The sequence below is a fragment of the Paenibacillus terrae HPL-003 genome (assembly GCF_000235585.1).
GTDB classification, from domain to species: Bacteria; Bacillota; Bacilli; order Paenibacillales; family Paenibacillaceae; genus Paenibacillus; species Paenibacillus terrae_B.
Genome location: NC_016641.1, coordinates 3,216,094 through 3,236,692, shown reverse-complemented (window position 1 = coordinate 3,236,692; position 20,599 = coordinate 3,216,094). Strand labels below are relative to the sequence as shown.

Here is a 20,599-nt window from a genome sequence, read left to right as displayed (position 1 = left end):
CACACGGGTAAAAGGTCACATTTTTGAAAAGATTCAGCATACAGGTTTACATTTCGTGTAAAATCACGTACCTTTTAGGGATGAACGCTTTATGGATGTACTTGGATAAGGAGGCATACACGATGATTTCCGGTTCTAACCCTGCCTACGGATCGGCTACACCTTTGATTGAGGCAATTATAGAATTTGAACAGGAGCTTGAAGCGAACCGGCATTCTCTGAGTTTTGATTTGGGATTGATTATGGAGCATGGCCGCGCGCCACGATATATGGCTACACCTCCGGATGTGATTCCCTTTGCCCACGCAGGTGTGGACGGAATACATTACGGCTTTTTAACGGATTTTGGACTTGTAAAGGATCTTTCGCAGGCCCCCATTGTATGCATATCCCCTGTTGACTGGACAGGTGTATGGGTGGTTGCCCGCCACTTGCAAGATTTTTTAAGTGTTGTTTATACAGAGAACAGTTCATTAAAGCGCTACTACGCTAGTGGACAGGATTATACAGGACATACAGGACATCGGCCGCCTCAGGCCGTAGATGAACGCACTGCGTTTGTGCGGGAATCCTTTCGGGAGCGCTTCGGTGTTCAACCGATTCAGGATATGGCTGCCTACATCGACAGTTTGCGAACCGAGCGCAAGCAAAACGAAGCTGCCCCTACATTGAACGGCTTGGGCATTCCGGCATTTCCTTCTTCCGCAAAACAGCGTTCCTCTATGAAGAGTGCTCTTTTAAGCGTGGCAGAGCCCTTTCATTGGGATAAACAAGGTGAAACGGTTCGTGATTTGTTCCGCAACGCTTCGCGTGAAGCGAGATTGGCCTTTATCCGGGATGCTCAAACACGCCATCTGTTCACCCATTCTGCCCTTCGTGTTTTTGTAGCAGGACAGCTTAGATCCATGGGCTTGTCTGAGGCTGCAACACATTTGGAAGAGTCCTACTATACAGTTATTCCCGATACGATGGAATCTTGACGGATTCCTTCTTATTTCCCACACAACCGCCTCTGAAAGGGCGGTCTTTTGTGCTACAATATATATAAATAATACGGCCAAACGGCCCGGTACGAATGAAAGAGAGCGAGCATGAATAATCATTCCTATCCTACCCCTGAGATCATCGAGGTTTGTCTGCTGGCTGGCAAGCTCATGATGCAAAATGGAGCCGAAACCTATCGTGTCGAAGACACGATGTCCCGCATTGCCTCTGCCTACGGCATATCCCAGTCACATAGCTATGTGACACCGACCGGGATTTTTTTTGCCATTAACGACTCGGAGCCTGCCAAGCTGATCCGGATTGTGGAGCGGACCACCGATCTGCACAAGGTAGTAGAGGTTAACGAAATTTCACGTAAAATAGGTCGGGGTGACATGTCACCCCGCGCAGCCGTTACGGAGCTGTCCAAGATTGAACGTGGTCCTCTCCGCTATTCCAATCGCGTGCAACTGATGGCTGCGGCATTGGCGAGCGGCTGCTTTATGATTATGTTTGGCGGGGTCTGGCGAGACTTCCCTGCGGCCGTTCTCTGTGGCGGAGCTGGCTTAGCAGCCGTACAATATTTTCACAGACTCGTTAAAGTTAAGTTTTTCTCAGAGTTTTCTGCATCTTTTTTAATCGGCTTGTTGGCGGCCTTACTGACAGTTGCAGGCTGGGGCCAGATGATGGACAAAATCATTATTGGCTCCGTTATGCCGTTGGTGCCAGGCTTATTAATCACAAATGCCATTCGGGATTTGATGGCTGGACACCTCGTTTCGGGCATATCCAAGGGTGCTGACGCTTGCTTGACATCCTTTGGCATTGGGGCTGGCGTTGCGGTTATCATTTCGTATATGTGATTCGGAGGAGATCCAAGTTTATGCTTGCACAATTATTCACAAGCTTTATTGCTACCGCTGCTTTCGGCATTCTTTTCCACGCTCCCCGACATTCACTGCTACAATGCGGCTTCGTCGGCATGATGGGCTGGCTCGTCTATTATTGGACTACAGACAGCATGGGACCCGTGAGCGCCAGCCTGTTGGCAACGGTTCTAATCGGAATCATCAGTCAGAGCTTTGCCAGACTGTACAAAATGCCCGTTATTATTTTCAGCGTGGCAGGCATGATTCCACTTGTCCCGGGGGGAATGGCCTACAATGCGATGCGACAGTTTGTACAACATAATTATCCTCAGGCACTGGAGTTAGCTATGAGTACGCTGATGATCGCAGGTGCTATTGCTGTCGGCTTGGTGCTGTCCGAGGTGCTCAATCAAATTTTTCGTAACATACGTTTTAAACCGCAGCGTTAAACGACGGAGATAGGCGACATCATTTTTTCACAACATAAAAAGGCTGCTTCCAAAACCACACACGATTGTAGTGCGCAGAACATTTTGGAAGCAGCTTTTTTCCATGTGCTACTTTATAAACGATGTTTGTTCGTCTATTTATCCTCAACATCCACTCGTTTACCCAGAATAGCCAGATCCCGCTCAATGCTGTCCAGCAGCGCAACACGAGGATAATAACCCCATTGCTCAAAACCGAATTTCCGCAGCAAGGCGATACTCGGCTCGTTGTGACCGAATACAAACCCCAACAGCGTCGTAATTCCAAGCCTAGGGCATTCATTCAGTACGTGCTGCACCATACGACTTCCTGCTCCAGTTCCACGAGAATCTTCATGGACATAAATACTGATTTCCGCCGTACCGTTATAAGCTGGACGTCCGTAAAAAGACTGAAGGCTGGCCCACCCTACAATCGCCTCTTTATGTCTCAGAACCCACAAAGGTCGATGGTCTTCTTGATGAGCCTCAAACCATGGGATACGGCTCTCCACTGTCACGGGCTCCAAATCTGCCGTTACCATTCGTCCTGCAATGGTGGAATTATAAATGCCCACAATACCCGGAAGATCCTCCCTGCGCGCAAATTCAATGGAAAAAGATTGGTTCCTATTCATCGTTTGTACCCGTCTCCTGTTCTGTTGATTTATTTCATTGTACAAGACAAGTACCTGAACAGCCATATTAAGTTGTTTTTTTGCGGTTCGGATACAAAGGGTTCTATAATAGAGCTTGAATAAAAAAGCTTCAAAGCTTGGTCGGCCCATTTAACCATAGGAGACAGGAGGTGTGCTTCGGAGTTCACGGGATTCTGAAGCAGCTTATATGAATATTGGAACTCAAATTTTGATTTTGGAAGTACCTATGGAATCTTTCTTTGGAAAGACGACGATTTATCCTGTACTGCTCAAGGATGAGGACGGGCTTACACTCATTGATACGGGGATGCTAGGCCAGTTGGAACCATTGCGCAAGGCTATTGCAGATGTGGGAGAGGATATCAGCCATCTGAAGCGAATTATTTTAACGCATCAGGACATTGATCATATCGGAAATGTTCATGCACTGCTAGACTTGCTGCCGAATACCGCTCTATTGGCTCATAAGGATGATATTCCTTATATAACAGGGGATCGGCCGTTTGTGAAGCTGACACCGGAACGAATCAATCAGATGGATACTGCGTTCAAACAGCAGGCTGAGGATATGATTCGCCGCCTGCCGGACTTGCGCTTTGCCCATGCCCTTGAAGACGGTGAGCATCTTCCTTATGGTGGGGGAATACAGATTATCCATACACCTGGTCACACGCCGGGGCATATCAGCTTGTATGCGCCCGCGCAAAAGCTGCTTTTGGCGGCAGACGAGCTACGTGTAGTTGAAGGCGAACTGGTCGGCCCTGCTGAGTCGGCTACACCGGATATGCCACTGGCCTTGGAAAGCCTCGGTAAACTGACTGTATTGGATGTCGAGAAGGTGCTGTGCTACCATGGGGGTTTTTATGATCAAAATGTACAGGCACGTCTACAGGCATTAAGTCAGGAACGAGACTAAAGTCCATCAGGTCTATAAACAAATATGCAATAAGCGTTATAATGAATCCATGAATAGAAAGGGATGAATCTGTATGAATGATAAAATAACCCGGCTGTATGATGAACTGAAATCACAGTCATGGGACGGATTGCTCGTCACCGATCCCAAGCATATCTACTACCTGACTGGCTTTGCCAGTGAGCCACATGAGCGATTTCTGGGCTTGGTGCTGCTTCGGGACGAGGAACCTGAACTGATCGTGCCTGCACTGGATGTAGAGGCGGCCCACGCCGCTTCTTCCGTGACTCGCATATCCACTCACACAGATACAGACAATCCATATGATCTGCTGCGCCAGCGGACTGGTACCGGAGTGAAGGTGTTCGCGCTGGAAAAGGAACACGTCTCCGTACTCCGCTACGAACAGCTACATACTGCCATTAATGCAGCTCAATATGTGGATCTAGGCCCCCTGCTTCAGGATATGCGCGTAAGAAAAACACCTGAGGAAGTACGGCGTTTGAAACATGCCGCACAGTTGGTGGAGGATGCACTTCGCCACGGCCTGACCCATGTGCGTGAAGGCGTGACAGAAGTCGAGCTGGTAGCCGAAATTGAATACCAGATGAAGAAAATCGGCGCAGATGGCCCGTCCTTTGACACTACGGTGCTATCTGGACCCAAAACAGCGCTGCCTCATGGTGTTCCTGGTACCCGCAAGCTGCAACACGGCGATCTACTCATGTTTGATATGGGCGTATACTCAGATGGTTACGCCTCAGACATTACGCGCACTTTTGCTTTTGGCAAGCTGTCAGCTGAGCTGGAGACGATTTATCAGACGGTACTCCGCTCAAACGAGGCTGGTATTGCCGCCATTCGTCCGGGTGTATCCTGCGCGTCGGTAGACCAGGCAGCACGTGCAGTTGTAGAAGCTGCCGGGTATGGTCCCGCCTTTAACCATCGGGTTGGGCACGGCCTTGGCATGAGCGTTCACGAATATCCGTCTGTGCATGGCGGCAATGAAGACCTCCTTCATGAGGGCTTCGTGTTCACCATAGAACCCGGCATCTACGTGCCAAGCCTCGGCGGTGTGCGGATTGAAGATGACGTTCTGGTCACCTCTGATGGCGTAGAAGTACTGACTTCTTTTCCGAAAGAGCTAACGGTACTGGGATAAGTTTGATATCTTTTTTCGCTTTAAAGCTCATGCTGAAAACTGCATGGGCTTTTTTTACCCTCTTGATTCTAATATCGATCGAGAACAGTTGTGATTTGCGTTTAACTTTGCTATACTTTATATAGCTAATTTTGCTTTTTTGCGGATATAGTAAAGAACACGTTTTGAATACTTTGAAATATCATAGCCGGATATTTTAAGTACATCTGTAATGTCTGTAACATTCAAGACTTGTTTATGTTCTTTACTCATCTCTACAATTAAGTTAATTTCTTCTCTGTATTTTGATTGAGCTTCAATTTGGATATTCTCAGTATCCTGTTTGTGTTTGTCTATTTTTTTCCTGATGCGTGCTAGCGTCCTGCTGATTGTCATGGGGTATACGTGGAGTATTTCAGATATCTGGGAGTTATTAGCTCCTTTCATAATTAAGTGCATCACCGTTTTTTCATGTTCTGTAAACAGAGAACTACATAACAGTTGTTGAACATAAACCTTATTAATAACATGTTCATCCATGTTATTTTGTGAGTTGTCTGTAGCTTCAAAGTTATCTATTGAATCAAAATGTTCCATTGCATCACTGAATTGGGCAACTTCTCTGTAACGTTCTATAGGAACTTGAAGTAACTTTGCCATTTTTTGCTCACTTGGCCTGTAGCCTAGTGTATCTTCTATTTCTACCATCTTTCGGATCATATCAATAGCTCCTCGACTAAGTCTTACCTCTTGAGAGTTGCTATATAATAACTGATTAACCTCCCATAAAATTGGCCTTACTACATACGTAGTAAATTTAATTCCTCTATGAATATCAAAATCCTTGAGTGCCGTTAGTAATCCTATACATGCATGTTGGTATAAGTCATCTTCAGTAACCTTGAATTTCATTTTTAGCTCTTCTATACTTCCCTTATATCGCATAATAATCGAAAACATAAATTTCCGATTCTCTTGAAGAAATTCCCCAAGAAGGTTTTTGTCCTCTTTACACGCACAGATCAGCTTTATATTATGCATATCCTTCACAGCAGGTTTTCTTAATTGTATATACGTATCACTGAGCAATTCGTTCACCCCGTTTTCTGGCGATATCAGTATAATGAATTTCCTACTACATTGATCACGCTCACATTTTACTAGTCGGTCTACCTTTTTAGAATTTATTCATCTGAATAGTTAATGAGATACGTATGGCCGGAATCATCCAAGTATAAAAAATTCTTTGAACGTGTTGGATTCGTTTGCACCGAATCCAACACATACTCATGCTGGGTAAGGAACTGCTGCTCCATTTCCTGAACCAAAGACATATATTCATTCATTTGCAATTCGAGCAATTGATTACGGGCCGCAAGTTGTCTATTTTGGGAAATCAGATGATGATTTTTCCTTTTAAGCTCCTTATTCTCTTTGACAACCCTCTGAATTTTGCTAATAATTTGTATAAATTCTACTGAATCAGAATCTTCCCCATCTTGCTGATACATGTTGTTGTTCATATGGTTCATATCATTTCCTCCAGAGTTTATTTATAGCGATAGTCTGTAAAATCCTTGAGATGTATTTCCACCCGATTCAGGTTACAGTCAGGTTCATTTGCTAGCGTCTGTTCCAGCTTTTCAAACTCTAGCAGGGTATTCTTACTAACCGGCGGCTTATATGCATCTTCGCCTGCATCGTATCTTGCCCACCACTTCCTCAGGGATTCTATTGTTATGGTCTGATTGATATAATCCCCACAGTGCTTACACCAAAGAACAAGGGATTGATCGCATTCCATCTCTTCAGGAACAAAAGAAGAATCCGCCCCACAATGGGGGCATTTATTCATATAACCGATCATGTTCTATAACCTCCTCCCTAGGCGATGTTCCTTAAACCCGGTCAGGTAGAGAAATAGGATCATAGCTTTGATTCGTTATACCGTTTAGACGAAGGGTAACGTTCGGGTCTGTCAAAAAATAATAGGATACTTCTATTCTTTTGCGATCAGCACTCTCCGTGTAAAATTCAAAACAAAATTCTCGCCCGCCCTTTACAGGATGAGCAACCTGAAAATAGAGACCTTCACTATAATCTTTACAATATACGTGGTTAACAATTACATTTTCATCAACCACTAAGGACCAATAATCGGCAGGGGTAATAACATCCGCCTTTATTGAAATAGCGAAAAACTCCAGATCATTAGATATCTTAAAGGTGTCTGTTACCGTCCTTTTACCTTCTAAAGACCTTAAACCATCTATATCAACCCTGCGACTTGCTATGCAGGGCCTTGTTTTGGTAGGATAGAAAGGTGGATCTAATCTTCCACCGACTAAATAGCGACTCAACATGTAAACTACCTTCCTTATTAACAATTTTCATTAAATTTTCAGAATCATTCACTTGCAATGCCTCGGTCAGATATGTATACTATTTAATGTATAGTAAGGGGCAGTGCGTAGTGCCTTTCTATTTCCTTTTGGATTTGATTTTGTTCTGATAGTGGTATATCAGAGTGTTTATTTGTCAATCTCAGTTTTATAGAGTTCTCTTAGTTTTTTCACGGCTCGACAAGCATGAGATTTATGAATATCAAGATAATGGGCGATTTCTGCAGGTTTCATATCCATTCCTTCTTCGGTGAATAGCATGAAATTTATGATTCGTTGCTCCTGTTTTGTGAATCTGCTACGGTTGCTTAAGTAGTCTACTTTCACGTCTGCTAATTTAAACCCGTAATCATTCACTTGAACCGAGTAATAATTGGCCTTTGAGCCTTCTTCATCTGTGCCATCGCAAAAGTTAACGGTTGTGCTGAACTGTGTAATTTTACGTTTTTTTTTACGATAATAGTCAACCACAGAACGTTTAATGACCGTATGTGAAAAAGTAGATATATCCTTTTTTATGTTCCCATTGTGGATCGCTGTCAGAATTTGAACGATTGAATCCTGCTTCACATCTTCTCGATCCTCCTCGTTAACACCACGAAGTATAAAATTAAAAATATGATTTAAGGTATCTGGGTTAAATGAGCTAACATTTGTCGTTATCATTGCGGCTCTCCTATTTTAATAGTTTATTTTAATTCAATAGGTTCCAGTTCACTCTATTCCCTCCTTAAAACTTGTAGCACAACTCCTTTCCGAATTTCGACATTCGACAATTAGTTTCCACTTTTTTCTTTATCTTACCATACTCTTTTTTTAATACGTAATACATTTGAATCAGTTCCATTTACCTAATTGAATATATAATTTTTAGGATTCTACTCTAATAGTCGTCATATCTATCAAAAGAGTTGCAATTTATCTATTACTTTTTTAAAAAAAATACGAACTTATGTTCTCATTCTAATAGGTATATATAACCTTGTCAATTCCTAACATTGATTGGTGTTATTTTCATCTGGTTATATTGTTCCATTTTTTTGTGTAAACATCTTTAAAAACGAGCCTTTTGAATCAATTCGAACATGTTCCATAAGACCTATTCGACGTTTTTTGGGAACTGTCGAAGTTTCTCGATAGCCTCCATTAGTACTTCATTTCAAACGTCAGTTTGCTTCCCCTACCTCCCAAACTTTTCAAGCATCAACCTAAAAATCTATTTCCTATCCACCTTCAAGTCTGGCTACCAATGCCTCTACCTTGGCATTCAAGGATCTGTTTTCTGCAAGCAAGCTTAAATTTTCAGCCTGAAGCACAGCTACCTCTTCACTTAAGCGATGAATCTCCTCCCTATGACTTGACAAGGCATCCATTAAAGTAACCCGGAAAGCCTGCTCATCTTTGGACAATAGCTCTCGATCTGTAACCTTATTATTACTACGACCGCTGGCGTAGCCGATGACTCCTGAAATGGCTGTACCGATGACTCCAATAACTGCGGTTATTATATTTATATCCAGCTCACATCACCTACCTGTTGTCTATTTTCTTCCTCGTCAGCATCAATATAAATAAAAATCGGTAAAGATTAACCCCTACTACGGATAGCAGAGGTTAATTTTTTACATGATATAGCAGTATCCATATTCGGTAGCCACATCTATACTTGACGCTACATCGTCATAAATCTGAATCTGTATAGCTCCAGATAGCAAGGATTTTTGCCATACGGAAATATGACCTTTCATTATAGATCTTTTCCAAATATCCATGGAGCCGTGAAGATCATTTTGTCGATGCTGTCTGATCACCACTGAGCCAGTGACAACGGATTTCTCCCACACATTCATACCACTTTGTAAGCTTTTCTGTGCTGTCCTTCTCACAATAAGATAGCCTGTGATATGACTATGCTCCCGAATTCCTAAGTCTGCTGGCAGCTCTGTTTGCTCTGAATGTCGAACGATAACGTGACTGTATTTATCATATGCTGCGTCCCGTCTAATCCCCGCTTCAGAATTCAGATCATGGTGTTCTATAACACGAACCGATAGCTCGGTATCCCAATCCTGCTGATCGGAAAGACGCACCGAGATTCGAAACCATCGATCAGATTCACGACTTTTCCGTGCACTGATCCTGCCTTTAAGTTCAGATTTCTCCCAAGTTTTTACGTAAAGCTCACTTAAAATATTATCCAAATGACTACGTCTGATTCGCAGATGAGAAGGCTGATCCGTATGGCTGTCCACTCGAACCTTTATGTTGGAGCCTAAATTGCCAGATCTTACTCCTACTGCAATTTCCAGATCAGAAATGAGCTTAACTCGCACTGTAATCCGTGACCGCATATCCATTTTTTGATGGTACGGGATGGATATCGAGCTCCATAAATTTCCCGAAAGTACGGTGAGGCTTGAAGGCACATCTTTTTTCGGCCAGATCGCTATACTTGATCTCAAAGAAGTATAATGCGGTATTGTGACCGTTGAAGGTAGCCCGGAATGCACTCTTGTTCTTACAGACAAATCGGATATGAGCGGATTACTAAACACAATTTGAAGCCTGCCGTAAAAATCAGGATTGTGGATATTCATATCCGCAGGCATATCTTGCCTATAAAGTATACATCCCTCCACCATCAGATCCGCTTCACGAGATCTACGGACTGAAATAGAGCTTTTCTTTACTGCTCCCTGAAAGACGGTTATGCTCCCTAATATATTAGGGATACTCAGCTCCATACCAGAAGAGATATCCTGATGCTCTGTCCTTCTTACACGGATCGACCCAAGCGTTTCCTTTCGATTGACAAGAATTGTCGCCGGAAGCTCGGGAAACGGAGCTGCCCAGCGGGCAACGCTCAGTTCGGAAGCAAGGTTCTCCCTGTAAAAGACATACATGTTTGAAGGTACTATTTTTCTATTCACCCATAGGGTGCTGTCCATTGAATTTTCACGTGCAACAGCAATAACAAGCTGAGCTTCCAAAGAATGATTATCCTTGCGCCTTACGGACACCTTACCGTTTAGGTTAGGTACCGTCACTGTGATATCGGCTAGGATCTCCCTTTGGTTATGGACGAACAAACTTCCCTTCCAAACCGTTGCTCCATAGGACTGTTTAATGCGTAACGAACCTTTAAGCTGCGACCCCTTGCTTACACGAGTGGTAAGACCACCTTCTATACTGTTCCTGCCCACACTATAGATACGAGTATCATAGTAGGTAATATCCAATAAAGGACGGTAAGATTTTTGCTCCTTGGTAAAAAAACGGATACTTCCATTTTCAAATTCATCCAGAGCTTTAAAGATATATCCAAAATTCGGCCTTTTTCCTTCATACCATGCACGAATGGAATCCGTCACATCAAAAGAAATGTACCCTGATTCTCCACCTACATCTTGAACGATGTTTATACCGTTATAGGTTGAATCCGGGCTGTTAAAGCCAAACGGAAACGGTTGGTTTTGCCAGGTGACTCCATATTCTGCCCATTCCCTGGATGCTTCAATGAGCTGTATCCCCTTCAAGGGTACGTTGCGACCATCAAAATACACTTTGAGCTCGGCAGATTTAATCGTTGTATTTTTCTTGGGAATAGAAGCTGTATCCAAATCAAAACCAACATAAGATCTGTATCTCTCCTGAGCCGAGGGAGAATATCCGACATACATCTGTTCCTCAACACCATAGTTTAATCTGGGCTGAGACTCACGAACAAAAGCATCTTTATTAGAATAAATAATCGTCGTGTACGTTGGAGGCTCGATAACATCATATCTGCCTTTCATCCAGGTATAGGGTGCAACTCCTATGGATGAAGCCATATCCGAAACTTCCCGAACCGTCATTGCAGACGGAAGATCATCATAACTCCGAGAAGTTATCCCGTATCTGCCGGTAGACTGGGTACAGGATGCAATAGACAAGAATGAAGGTAGATTCTCCGCTTTCTTAATTTCCAGACTAGCATATATATCTATAACATGGCTTTTATGAATATGGTAGTGCCCCATGATTCGGGTATGGCTGCCTACCTGAATGCTACCGTGTAGTTCAGATATACTTGTTACCGTTAGAAAGGAGGTTAAGTCTCCTGCCCCAAGAGGCTCTATACCATATTTCACGGCTAGGTGAGTATGGCTACGTACAGACAATGATGAATATATTTGATGAATAGACTTAATTTGCAGGCTGGAGCTGAGATTAGCAGCCTCAATTCCCCGTACCTGATATCTTCCGTTGCTGTTTGCCTGGGTGTTTACCTTTAGGCTGCTGACGATATCAGTAGGCTTTTTGACCTCTATCGCAGCCTTGAGATTTTGCTTCTGAGCAGCATGAATATCGTATTTGGCGGCTAAGGTAGTACTTGCTTGAACCGATATCCGGGAATGTAATCCCTGCTGCACAACATTCAGGCTGGAGTGCAAATCATTTGGCATGAGCCGCTTCACATCGTATGTGGCTACTACTATAGCTGATGAACTAACACTCAGCACAGCAGCGAGATGATCGGATACCTTAACTACCATCCTACCTTGAACATCGCTGTTATCCGCAGGGAGGATACCGTAGCGAGCCTTTACTGCTGCTTTCCCTGATGTATTAACACCCAGCACGGCTGCGAGATTATCCGCTACCTTAACTTCAATAGCACTCTGCACATCATCATGATCCGCGGGGTGGATCGCATAGTGCGCCGTTACGGAAACATGAGTATTAATATGCATATTACTGACTACATCCATAGGCTTTTTAACTGTTATATGTGAAGACATGTCAGCCATGTCGGTAGGAATAATGGTCTGCTTCCCTTGAACTCCCCCGCTAATTCCCACTTGCAAAGATGCTGTGAGATTCTGCCTTTCTGGTACGCTCGCATGAACCTGCATGTCAGAATGACCTATCCCCAAAAGGTAACCAGCCATATAGTTTTCAACGATTTCATCCATCGTTAACGCAACATTGTACATCCGTACAACGGGAATATATCCACGAAACCCTTGGCTATCCTTTGTATTCTGCTTGCCAATAAAAAGTCCATTGGGGCGTTGGCTATGTTCAGCGAATTGAGCTTGCACGTTTCCCTGAGGAGCGCCATTCAGAAAAGTAGATAGATTGCCTGTAATTTCGTCATATGCGCCAACAATATGGTACCATTCATTTGTGGGTAATCTCCCTAAGCTGGCATACGCTTTGCTCGTGCTGGTCGCAATCTGAAGCTCCAATTCCCCTGTAGGATTAAACTTGACTGAGATGCCCTGGGTATCGTTCTCCTCAGTATCGTCCAGTTGTCCCCCGGAGGACAAAACAACGTTGCCCCCGATATAATATATCCAAACTTCAAAGGTAACGCTGGTGATCGGCTTAGATGTATCCGCGCCTGCGCATTGGATATATTGACTCGACCCGTTAAAAAACAGGGCATAGGGCTGGGCGAGGGTGTTTTTTCCTACCCAGCCATCATTTTTTGTAAAACGGAAGCCATTCAGTATGCCGTGATTTCCTTTACCACTCAAATCATGCCATTGCGAAGTGGGTTTTGAGTTGGAGCCAACCTCCAAACCTTGATCGGCAAGGGAAGCGTGAAGGGAAAGGATTAATCCTCTCTTACTAAACATCAACATCACGCCCTATTCCATTGTATTGGAACATCATTACATGGGGCTTGCTTTCGCCCTTAGATCAAACGTTCCACCCGTCTTCACTGCAATATCCGACTTGATTCGGACATAGAACTTTTCGGCGCCGCCCTTGGCCAAGGTGCCATTAAAGGCTAATTCCTGAGCAGGTAAAAACGGAGTATCCGACATGCTTAAATCAATTTCCATCCCTTTGGCTACCGTCGTGCTATCCACCCATGCTTTGAGTTGATTCACCGGGAAATCAGCATTATTCTGCAACCATACTGGTTTTGGGGAAGAGGTTTGGCTTGCGACTAATGTACCAAACTCTAGATAACGCAGCCGTTCTCCTGCATTATCCGTATAGTATTTGCCAAATTCATTACGGAAGCCAAGCAATGGCAGATCAAGAGGTAGGAGCTTTCTTAATGCGGGATAACCGTCATTGTATTTAGGATCCATAATCCATATGTCGTCAAAATTCCAGGCCGTATTGGAGTAGGTTCCCCTATACTTCATTTCACGGGTGGTTAGGCCTGATCCTCCTGTGCCGGAAGCAATCTTGTACAATTCCTTATCAAAGTAATTATCCGAGAAAGCTCCGCTCCCCGAATAAATAAATCCATTCAAAGCGGATGAAGCAAACGCCTTGCCTAACGCGAGGCACCGTTTTACAGTAAGGGTAGCCGTATTTCCGCCAAATCCGCCAACCGTTACTCCATTTAACTCCGCATCTGTCCAGCAATCCTCCAATATAGAAGAACCATTACCATAACCTAAAAATCCCCCCAGGTAATCCCCAGTACTCTCGCCTTTACCAGAAGCACAGCATCTACGTATAATCCCATTCCCAGTTAAATAGCCTGCAAACACTCCAGTGTAGCTTACGCCTACAACAGTTACATTTACACTACAATCCTCTACGATTCCATCCGTAGTTACTTGTCCTACCAAGCCGGCCCCATGATTTCCTTTACTTGTAACTTTACAGTAAGAAAATGTATCGGTATGGCAATTGCTAATAGTAGATTTGGAAAGTTGGCCTGCGAATGCTGTTGTATAATGATAACCTGTAACATTACAATCAATGATGTCCAGATTTTTGATCCACCCACCCATCATGTAGCCAAACAGACTTACAAATTGATCATTGGGACGATAGATGAATAAGTTGGCAACACAGCGACCTCCACCATCAACATATCCTTTGAAATACGATTCTTTGCCCGTCAGATTAAAGCCAATGGGGTAAAATCCGTCATTCGCCTGGGATTGTGTCATTTTGATATCATCTTCGAATTTGAAATAAGACTCATTGCGGAACCAACGCATTTGGGAAAGATCAAACTCTGTCAGTATAATGTAAGGATTCTCCTTTGTGCCTGTCCCGCTTTGGTATCGAATGAACTGACGATGCTCAGGATAACCTCCATTGTAATCCTGGCTCATGTACCAATAATTAGCGAAATCCCAATTTTCAAAAGTGGATGCAGCCTTTAATTCTGACGTGAATTTGCCAACACCCGCTGCACTGGTTTGAACTCCGGAGGCTTCTATATCCCAATAACAATTTGTGATTGCAGAGGCAATATTGGTGCTTCCTATGAATCCTCCTATGTTAGTCCTTTCCCGAGCTAATGTAATATCCTCGACCTTACCGGTAGAGTAACAATATGCTACGGAAATTCCCCCAGATTGGCGGGATACATCTCCAATCAATCCTCCGGCTATATTGTTTGCTGATCGAACACTACACTTATAATTATATAAATAATTAAGGATTGAGCTTCCTGTGTAATTATTGTTGTATTGATACAGTTGACCAATTAACCCGCCAACATACGTACCCTGACCTTCGACCACACCTGAGATAATGTTACAGTTATATATTGAAGTATTGTATGCAAAACCTATTAAAGCTCCTGTGTATGCCTTTTTATTACTGATGCTAGGATCAATTAATCTTACATTACGTATTGTGGCAGATAGGGTATATCCAAATAAACCAACAAAATTTCTGTCCTGATTCATGTACACGCTTTTAATAGAGTAACCATTTCCATCATACACACCTGTAAACCTAGAGGAATTCTCACTACCTATCGGTGTAAACCCCTCTCCACTCTGAAAGCTCCCCATGACAATATCCCTATCCTGCATATACCAGGCCCCAGGCTTCTTCCGTACATCATCCAAATCCTGTTCGGTAGAAACAATATAAGGATCTGCCTGTGTTCCGCCGCCACCTGAGAAATGGTCCACATAAATATAGGTCTGACCCTCTACCTTTTCGTAATAGGGTCTTATGCCGTCCGTCTCTTCCTTCGTCTTCACATAGGTCAGCTCGGCAATACCGTCTTCATCCGTATCACTGACTACATATACATCCGAATAATCGTCATAGGGTAAAATAATCGTTCCACTCAGATTGGAGGCTCCATGCACATAAGCAAATTCACGGCCAAACGGAATCTGTTCACGGGTTTCCGCATCCAATACGTGCTGCACCCGATCTCTGCCTACGACGTCAATTCCCGTCGGATCGACAGTATCCAAAATAATCGTGGATGCTATTTTATTTTCGTAAAAGGAATCAGCCAATTGCTTATATTCCTGATGCATCTGCTCTTCATCAGGTGTTAATGTATAATTATCGTCCAGATTTTTTGCCTGCAGCTCTTCAAATTCTTCTTGGATGTTCTCCCAGCCGTTTGGAGTAAGGACTTCTACAGGATATGGATATATACTAAATACTGACTTTTTATTGATTTTATCTACTTCAATCGTATAATTACGAATTACTGAACCAGCCAATTCAATTCACCTCCGATATCGGGTTTTAATGGAGCACTGAATTCCTGTGTAACCAAGCCGTTTACCTTGACCTGTAATTTGCCATTCAGTTCCGTATTGGACACTAGTCTCAATGCCATATGAACGGGTGCGTTGAATGGAATCTTACAGATCGCTTTAACATGAAATTCAACATGGTCAAACACGAGTGCTGCCTTATATCCAAAATTAAATTGGGTAATCGTACTGCTCATTACGCCTATTTCTCCAGCCGCAGCAGGACTATAGTTGGGTAACCCGGATGCCTCCGCATCCTTATATGCAATAATGTCTCTGTAGGATTGAAACACATTACCTGTCAGGTGATAGTCTTTGTCCGGCGTTGAATATACCAGCTCCACCATCCTGCCAGCTAATTTGAAAATACCGTCACTTTCAAAGAAAAAAGTTTGACCATGCCCTACCATGCCAAAGCGGATCAATTTTTCTCTTTGAATGGCATAAAAGCTGTTTTCTGCCTGAGTGACAAAATCATACTCAGAAAGGTGAGTACCATCTGTGTACTCACCTAGCCAAATAAAATCCTGTGACACAGGAGAATATCCGTTACATTGTGCAAACATAGATATTCTTCCTCCCATTGTATTGGATATCAGTTGTTAGACGTATTGATAGGCCACGCGTGTCAGAAAATTCACATTACCTGCCGTGGCGGTAGCCGGCACGCTTGCTTGTAGTGTCACTTGTGTGTAATTGCCTTTGGAATTTCCTACAGAGCCATCGTTGATAACGCCCAGAATTTCCTTGTTTCCCGGCGAAAAGGTTCCCTTGGAATTGACTGTATTCCCCCCAGCCTGAATGACTTTCGTTGCTGTCCCGCCAATTGAAGTAAAGCTGGATTCCGCCATACTATCTACACGTACCTGAATCCACGTATTCAGGACCAACTCACCACTATCTCCACCTGAGCTATCCTTGGTCGTAATGGTACAATTGGTCATTGTAGAAAAATCGTTATTTACATTCCCCCGGTTGTTCCAAATAAGTACACCCAGAGATGGAGAAGAAGATCCTGCGTCTATCGTCCCGATCTCCCATTTTGACAATGTTGTTACGTTGTCTGTTTTAAGCCATGATACTGCTGGTGCTGGCATGTTTTTTCCTCCTTCATTTTAGAAAAGATAAAATAAAACCCTTCGCCACATTCTTCATGGCATACTCAATATAAGTAACTAGAATCGAAAACTAACATTCTTCGGAAATAAAACCTACAAACACTATAGAGGTAGACATAAATACACCCCTTAGCTGCTACGAATGAGCATACACTCGTCAATGCTTCTAAGGGGTGCTACATAGCTCAAGCTGATGGATATAGAAAGTTGCTTGTTTAAGAACATAGGATTAAGCCTGCTGATTACTTATTCAGCCTTTTTATACTGAATGAACAAGACATCCGGTACATCTTCGACAATCTTCAACGTATCCGGCGTAAAGTTAAAGCCTGTAATCAATCCGCCTTCATCCTTGATATAGGTAAAGTTAATACCTGGTGTTTGGAGCTGCCCATTGATGGCCAGACGTACCGTTTTATCTTTGGCTTTTCCCTTTTTTAGCGTGTATTCCGTCTCTCCCCCAACGGCTTCAAACACCTCTTCTTCATCCGCCGCTTCGATGGTGCCCACTTTCACACTTAATGCTTTGAACGCAGCATCTGCCGCCTTCTCCAAATCAAGAATACGACCCTCCGCATTGCCAAAAGCCCCTGCTTTGAAATAGCCGCTGGCGGAATCCGCATCCCGATCACTGATCCCATTCATCAGTTCCTCAGAAGATTTCAAGCGCTTCGCTACATTGCTTAGAGCAGCTTGTAAGGTCACTCCGCTATAGTTGGGATCTGTTGCAACCCCGATCAATTGTGCACCTGTAGCAGAAGCCAACCGATCCTGGATCGCCTGATCCGCATCTTTGCGATCTTGTACCTCCTGGCTAAGCTGGTCTTGAATTGAAACTTCCAGATTCGAATTACCGTCATTGTCCAGCGTACCCGTTGAACCATATACATCCTTCATCAACTGAATCAGGTTCATATAGGCCTTGGCATCGGTGGCTCCTTCCACGAATCCGCTACCACCTTGAATGATTGCATCAGGAGGAATGACAGACAAATTCGTGCGAATCACGAAACGATAATCAATCTTGCCCGCTTTTGCATCAAATGTATAAGGCTGCTCTTTGCCCCCTTCTACACTATAAAATTTCAGAAGGTAGCTGCCTTTACTTTCTTCAAGACGACCGTATACCACGTCAGAATCGCTGTCTCCGATCGGGCTGTCTGTACCTGTAGCGCGAAGCTGCACCTTCTCGGTCAGCACGACACCTTCCACTTTGTCACCGGTCGAGACGGTTCTTGTACCGATATCGCCCGATACATCCAGTTGTGTGCTGCCGGCAACCGCCTTTTCATTCACCTGTACAAATACATCAATCTTGGTGTCCTCCAAAATTTCACGGTGATTATGAAACTGGAGGTCAATGTACTTCTCTGCAATCTTATTCGCTTCATCAAAATGTTGATCCCGCAACAGTTTGTTATTCAACTGCTCACCACGGAATCTGGCAATACCTCTTGTTCCTGCCATAACTCATCTCTCCTTGTCGGGATTTTGCAAAATCCTCTTTTATGTTTTGTTACGAATGCAATATAAGTTTGCTTTATGCCTTCTTATCCGATATTGTAGTAATATTTTGTTGTAAATAATTTATTTTCTACCTTGTTTCTCACCTTTTGCTCACCTTATAAAGTAACGACGATTTCCAGCGTCAAGCCTTTTAATCCTTCACCTACCACATGAGTGTTAATACGAAAATGATCGTTCTTGTGAATGATAGGATCAGAAAGAATATAAGGTAAAGGACTCGTATTACTGGATTTTTCACCTGCCTGGATGGTCAGGTTGCGGCTGAAAATATTAGTCCAGCTCGGTAACGTTTCATAGTCGAGCTGTGAGCATTTTTCAATGGAAAACTCACTTTTACTCGTCCCGTATACCCCGCAAGAGGCATATATTTCCTTGATCTTCCCTTCAAACGGGAATCTCATTTCATATTTGCAGGGCCCTAGCGGAACCCGTTCCAGCACAAATACCATCGTTTTTGCCTCTGCCCGCTCCTGAATATAATCCAGCCTGTCATCCAGTTGGTGAAACTGAACATCACGCTCCGTATATTTACGGGCCGAAACAATCTCTTCCTCCAGCCTTTTGAACCTGAGATCATCAATACCGCTTCCGCCCCCCTGACGATACTCAGGCTTCCAGGTACGGATGTATATTTCATCACCAATCACGAGCGGAATGTGCTCTCCTGCCAGTGGGTGCTCCTGTGGATAAATACCCAAATCGAGACGAATCGTGTTTTCGTCCACTTCCTCATATCCACCCTGAACCAGCAAATGCTGCCCATTCAAATATACATCCAGCATCCTTGTACCCAATATATAAGGATGTGTCAGACGGATGTACAAGTCTTTATGCTTGTCCAGGTAGGCCTGATCCACAACAATCTCCTGCTCGTTCCAATAGATGATTTCATTTCCATATCTGCGCAACGTCATCTTCGTACCAGCCAAAATCCAACACCTCCTTATATATGAGTAATATCCAAAATAAAATGAAGAGGCTTGATGCCAAAGTGCTCATTTTTGCGCTCTACCTTCATCCAGAATTTCATCCTGCCTTCGGGTGGCAGAGTCCCCATAGGGAGCTGCTGCATATAATCTCCTTGCGGATGATCTGAACCATCATCATGGCTCAAGTCCGCCCACTCATAACCAAATTCCTCCAGATATTTCAGTATCCCCATCGTAATTTGCTCAGCCTGCTTATTTTTCGAGGGATTATATAGCTCCAATTGCACCTGAATGGTATTGTCATACATCGTGCCCAGATAGGTTTCCCCGCTTAAGCTAAGCTCTTTATCTTTCCACAGCACACGAAGATCAGTACCATACAGATACAAATCACCACCGTACATATCCATAGCGCCAAGGCTGGATAAAAGAACTCCATTTTCATCATAGACTCTCAGCATTCCGCTAAAGGGCACCGTCGGAAGCTCCAACTGCACCCCTGTCCACGTAGGCTCTACTTTGGAGGAAGCGACGGTATATCCATCGGGATCGCATAAAAATACGGAATAGCCCTCCGGCAAATTTCCCAGCGTTATTTTGTTGCTTTTGCATAGCACAAGCCTGTCTAAACCGAGGTTCTCGTATTCATCACGTTGCGGATTTTTTAAGAGGATACCTATTTTTTCAGCTACCAGATCAGCCGAGTCAAATAGCTCCCACCCCAATCCGCGATTGGCATAAAAGGTCCATCGGTTTCCCTTCTTCTCTGCCCGCCATCGACTATACTCCCGAGTTGTCGTGTCCCTACTCTCCAGGAATTCCAGCCGATGGTAGCCATCCTGCCAGATGACAATCCCGCCCTCGTCGCCGTATGCAATAGGAACATAGTCAGCAGTCACTTCTAACAGCAGGGTAGGCTCATCCTTAGGTGCATCAATCAAAAGCATGGTTTCCTGTTCTGTGTGCGACATGATTAACTGCTGCAAGCCTGTATCCAGGGTACAAGCCGTTGTCGGAGATAATTGGTAGCGGGAGTGGATTTCTCCACTTTGAAATGTGTCATCAAAAATCAATCCACTCCATTTCTTGTAGATCCCCATGAGATTT

19 protein-coding genes are annotated in these 20,599 nt (G+C 43.8%); 5 read left to right on the top strand and 14 right to left on the bottom strand.

Translation table 11 applies throughout. The features are described 5' to 3' along the window. Positions 1 to 122 precede the first annotated feature (122 nt). The 3 genes from HPL003_RS14780 (at position 123) to HPL003_RS14770 (ending at position 2,302) form a co-directional block, all read left to right on the top strand. Positions 123 to 980 (top strand): hypothetical protein, encoded by an 858-nt coding sequence (locus HPL003_RS14780; RefSeq protein WP_014280484.1) that lies wholly within the window; start codon positions 123 to 125, stop codon positions 978 to 980. Positions 981 to 1,091: 111 nt separating this feature from the next. Continuing rightward, entirely contained in the window at positions 1,092 to 1,847 is a 756-nt protein-coding gene (locus HPL003_RS14775) for a threonine/serine exporter family protein (protein WP_014280483.1), read from the top strand. A gap of 20 nt (positions 1,848 to 1,867) precedes the next feature. After that, positions 1,868 to 2,302 (top strand): threonine/serine exporter family protein, encoded by a 435-nt coding sequence (locus HPL003_RS14770; RefSeq protein ID WP_014280482.1) that lies wholly within the window; start codon positions 1,868 to 1,870, stop codon positions 2,300 to 2,302. Positions 2,303 to 2,436: 134 nt separating this feature from the next. Here the strand turns inward: HPL003_RS14770 and HPL003_RS14765 are convergent, their stop codons facing one another. Continuing rightward, a complete protein-coding gene (locus HPL003_RS14765; protein WP_014280481.1) occupies positions 2,437 to 2,958 on the bottom strand; it encodes a GNAT family N-acetyltransferase in 522 nt (173 codons plus the stop codon). A 172-nt stretch (positions 2,959 to 3,130) separates the two neighbouring features. Between HPL003_RS14765 and HPL003_RS14760 the strand changes: the two genes are divergently transcribed. Next, positions 3,131 to 3,895 carry an MBL fold metallo-hydrolase gene (locus HPL003_RS14760; protein WP_014280480.1) on the top strand — a complete coding sequence of 255 codons (765 nt, stop codon included), beginning with the start codon at positions 3,131 to 3,133 and terminating at the stop codon, positions 3,893 to 3,895. Positions 3,896 to 3,968: 73 nt separating this feature from the next. Next, complete coding sequence (locus HPL003_RS14755; RefSeq protein ID WP_014280479.1) at positions 3,969 to 5,057, top strand: M24 family metallopeptidase; 1,089 nt, start codon at positions 3,969 to 3,971, stop codon at positions 5,055 to 5,057. Positions 5,058 to 5,174: 117 nt separating this feature from the next. Here the strand turns inward: HPL003_RS14755 and HPL003_RS14750 are convergent, their stop codons facing one another. The 13 genes from HPL003_RS14750 to HPL003_RS14690 form a co-directional block, all read right to left on the bottom strand. Further along, on the bottom strand, positions 5,175 to 6,134 hold the full coding sequence (locus HPL003_RS14750; RefSeq protein ID WP_238533378.1) for a sigma-70 family RNA polymerase sigma factor: 960 nt from the start codon (positions 6,132 to 6,134) through the stop codon (positions 5,175 to 5,177). A gap of 86 nt (positions 6,135 to 6,220) precedes the next feature. Further along, the gene (locus HPL003_RS14745; protein WP_014280477.1) at positions 6,221 to 6,568 is read right to left on the bottom strand and encodes a hypothetical protein; all 348 of its coding nucleotides are present in this window, start codon (positions 6,566 to 6,568) and stop codon (positions 6,221 to 6,223) included. A 17-nt stretch (positions 6,569 to 6,585) separates the two neighbouring features. Next, entirely contained in the window at positions 6,586 to 6,903 is a 318-nt protein-coding gene (locus HPL003_RS14740) for a hypothetical protein (protein WP_014280476.1), read from the bottom strand. 31 nt (positions 6,904 to 6,934) lie between these two features. Beyond that, positions 6,935 to 7,399: a hypothetical protein gene (locus tag HPL003_RS14735; RefSeq protein WP_014280475.1), complete on the bottom strand. Its 465-nt coding sequence runs from the start codon at positions 7,397 to 7,399 to the stop codon at positions 6,935 to 6,937. 168 nt (positions 7,400 to 7,567) lie between these two features. Further along, entirely contained in the window at positions 7,568 to 8,104 is a 537-nt protein-coding gene (locus HPL003_RS14730; protein WP_014280474.1) for a sigma-70 family RNA polymerase sigma factor, read from the bottom strand. Between the two features lie 557 nt (positions 8,105 to 8,661). Beyond that, complete coding sequence (locus HPL003_RS14725; RefSeq protein ID WP_043922402.1) at positions 8,662 to 8,847, bottom strand: hypothetical protein; 186 nt, start codon at positions 8,845 to 8,847, stop codon at positions 8,662 to 8,664. Between the two features lie 213 nt (positions 8,848 to 9,060). After that, positions 9,061 to 13,065, bottom strand: a complete 4,005-nt coding sequence (locus tag HPL003_RS14720) for a DNRLRE domain-containing protein (protein WP_014280473.1) — start codon at positions 13,063 to 13,065, stop codon at positions 9,061 to 9,063. Between the two features lie 36 nt (positions 13,066 to 13,101). Continuing rightward, entirely contained in the window at positions 13,102 to 15,882 is a 2,781-nt protein-coding gene (locus tag HPL003_RS14715; protein WP_014280472.1) for a hypothetical protein, read from the bottom strand. Continuing rightward, entirely contained in the window at positions 15,867 to 16,484 is a 618-nt protein-coding gene (locus HPL003_RS14710; RefSeq protein WP_014280471.1) for a hypothetical protein, read from the bottom strand. Before HPL003_RS14710 ends, HPL003_RS14715 begins: the two co-directional genes overlap by 16 nt. A gap of 36 nt (positions 16,485 to 16,520) precedes the next feature. Continuing rightward, positions 16,521 to 17,015: a hypothetical protein gene (locus HPL003_RS14705; protein ID WP_014280470.1), complete on the bottom strand. Its 495-nt coding sequence runs from the start codon at positions 17,013 to 17,015 to the stop codon at positions 16,521 to 16,523. 267 nt (positions 17,016 to 17,282) lie between these two features. Beyond that, positions 17,283 to 18,503: a hypothetical protein gene (locus tag HPL003_RS14700; protein WP_014280469.1), complete on the bottom strand. Its 1,221-nt coding sequence runs from the start codon at positions 18,501 to 18,503 to the stop codon at positions 17,283 to 17,285. 155 nt (positions 18,504 to 18,658) lie between these two features. Continuing rightward, positions 18,659 to 19,492 carry a hypothetical protein gene (locus tag HPL003_RS14695; RefSeq protein ID WP_014280468.1) on the bottom strand — a complete coding sequence of 278 codons (834 nt, stop codon included), beginning with the start codon at positions 19,490 to 19,492 and terminating at the stop codon, positions 18,659 to 18,661. A 14-nt stretch (positions 19,493 to 19,506) separates the two neighbouring features. Beyond that, positions 19,507 to 20,592 carry a cell adhesion protein gene (locus tag HPL003_RS14690; protein WP_193372613.1) on the bottom strand — a complete coding sequence of 362 codons (1,086 nt, stop codon included), beginning with the start codon at positions 20,590 to 20,592 and terminating at the stop codon, positions 19,507 to 19,509. Between the last annotated feature and the right edge of the window lie 7 nt (positions 20,593 to 20,599).

Bases quoted from the DNA above. Each gene is read 5' to 3' on its own strand.
- HPL003_RS14780 (WP_014280484.1), top strand. From the start codon at position 123: ATGATTTCCGGTTCTAACCCTGCCTACGGATCGGCTACACCTTTGATT.
- HPL003_RS14775 (WP_014280483.1), top strand. From the start codon at position 1,092: ATGAATAATCATTCCTATCCTACCCCTGAGATCATCGAGGTTTGTCTG.
- HPL003_RS14770 (WP_014280482.1), top strand. From the start codon at position 1,868: ATGCTTGCACAATTATTCACAAGCTTTATTGCTACCGCTGCTTTCGGC.
- HPL003_RS14765 (WP_014280481.1), bottom strand. From the start codon at position 2,958: ATGAATAGGAACCAATCTTTTTCCATTGAATTTGCGCGCAGGGAGGAT.
- HPL003_RS14755 (WP_014280479.1), top strand. From the start codon at position 3,969: ATGAATGATAAAATAACCCGGCTGTATGATGAACTGAAATCACAGTCA.
- HPL003_RS14745 (WP_014280477.1), bottom strand. From the start codon at position 6,568: ATGAACCATATGAACAACAACATGTATCAGCAAGATGGGGAAGATTCT.
- HPL003_RS14740 (WP_014280476.1), bottom strand. From the start codon at position 6,903: ATGATCGGTTATATGAATAAATGCCCCCATTGTGGGGCGGATTCTTCT.
- HPL003_RS14735 (WP_014280475.1), bottom strand. From the start codon at position 7,399: ATGTTGAGTCGCTATTTAGTCGGTGGAAGATTAGATCCACCTTTCTAT.
- HPL003_RS14730 (WP_014280474.1), bottom strand. From the start codon at position 8,104: ATGATAACGACAAATGTTAGCTCATTTAACCCAGATACCTTAAATCAT.
- HPL003_RS14720 (WP_014280473.1), bottom strand. From the start codon at position 13,065: ATGTTTAGTAAGAGAGGATTAATCCTTTCCCTTCACGCTTCCCTTGCC.
- HPL003_RS14710 (WP_014280471.1), bottom strand. From the start codon at position 16,484: ATGTTTGCACAATGTAACGGATATTCTCCTGTGTCACAGGATTTTATT.
- HPL003_RS14705 (WP_014280470.1), bottom strand. From the start codon at position 17,015: ATGCCAGCACCAGCAGTATCATGGCTTAAAACAGACAACGTAACAACA.
- HPL003_RS14700 (WP_014280469.1), bottom strand. From the start codon at position 18,503: ATGGCAGGAACAAGAGGTATTGCCAGATTCCGTGGTGAGCAGTTGAAT.
- HPL003_RS14690 (WP_193372613.1), bottom strand. From the start codon at position 20,592: ATGGGGATCTACAAGAAATGGAGTGGATTGATTTTTGATGACACATTT.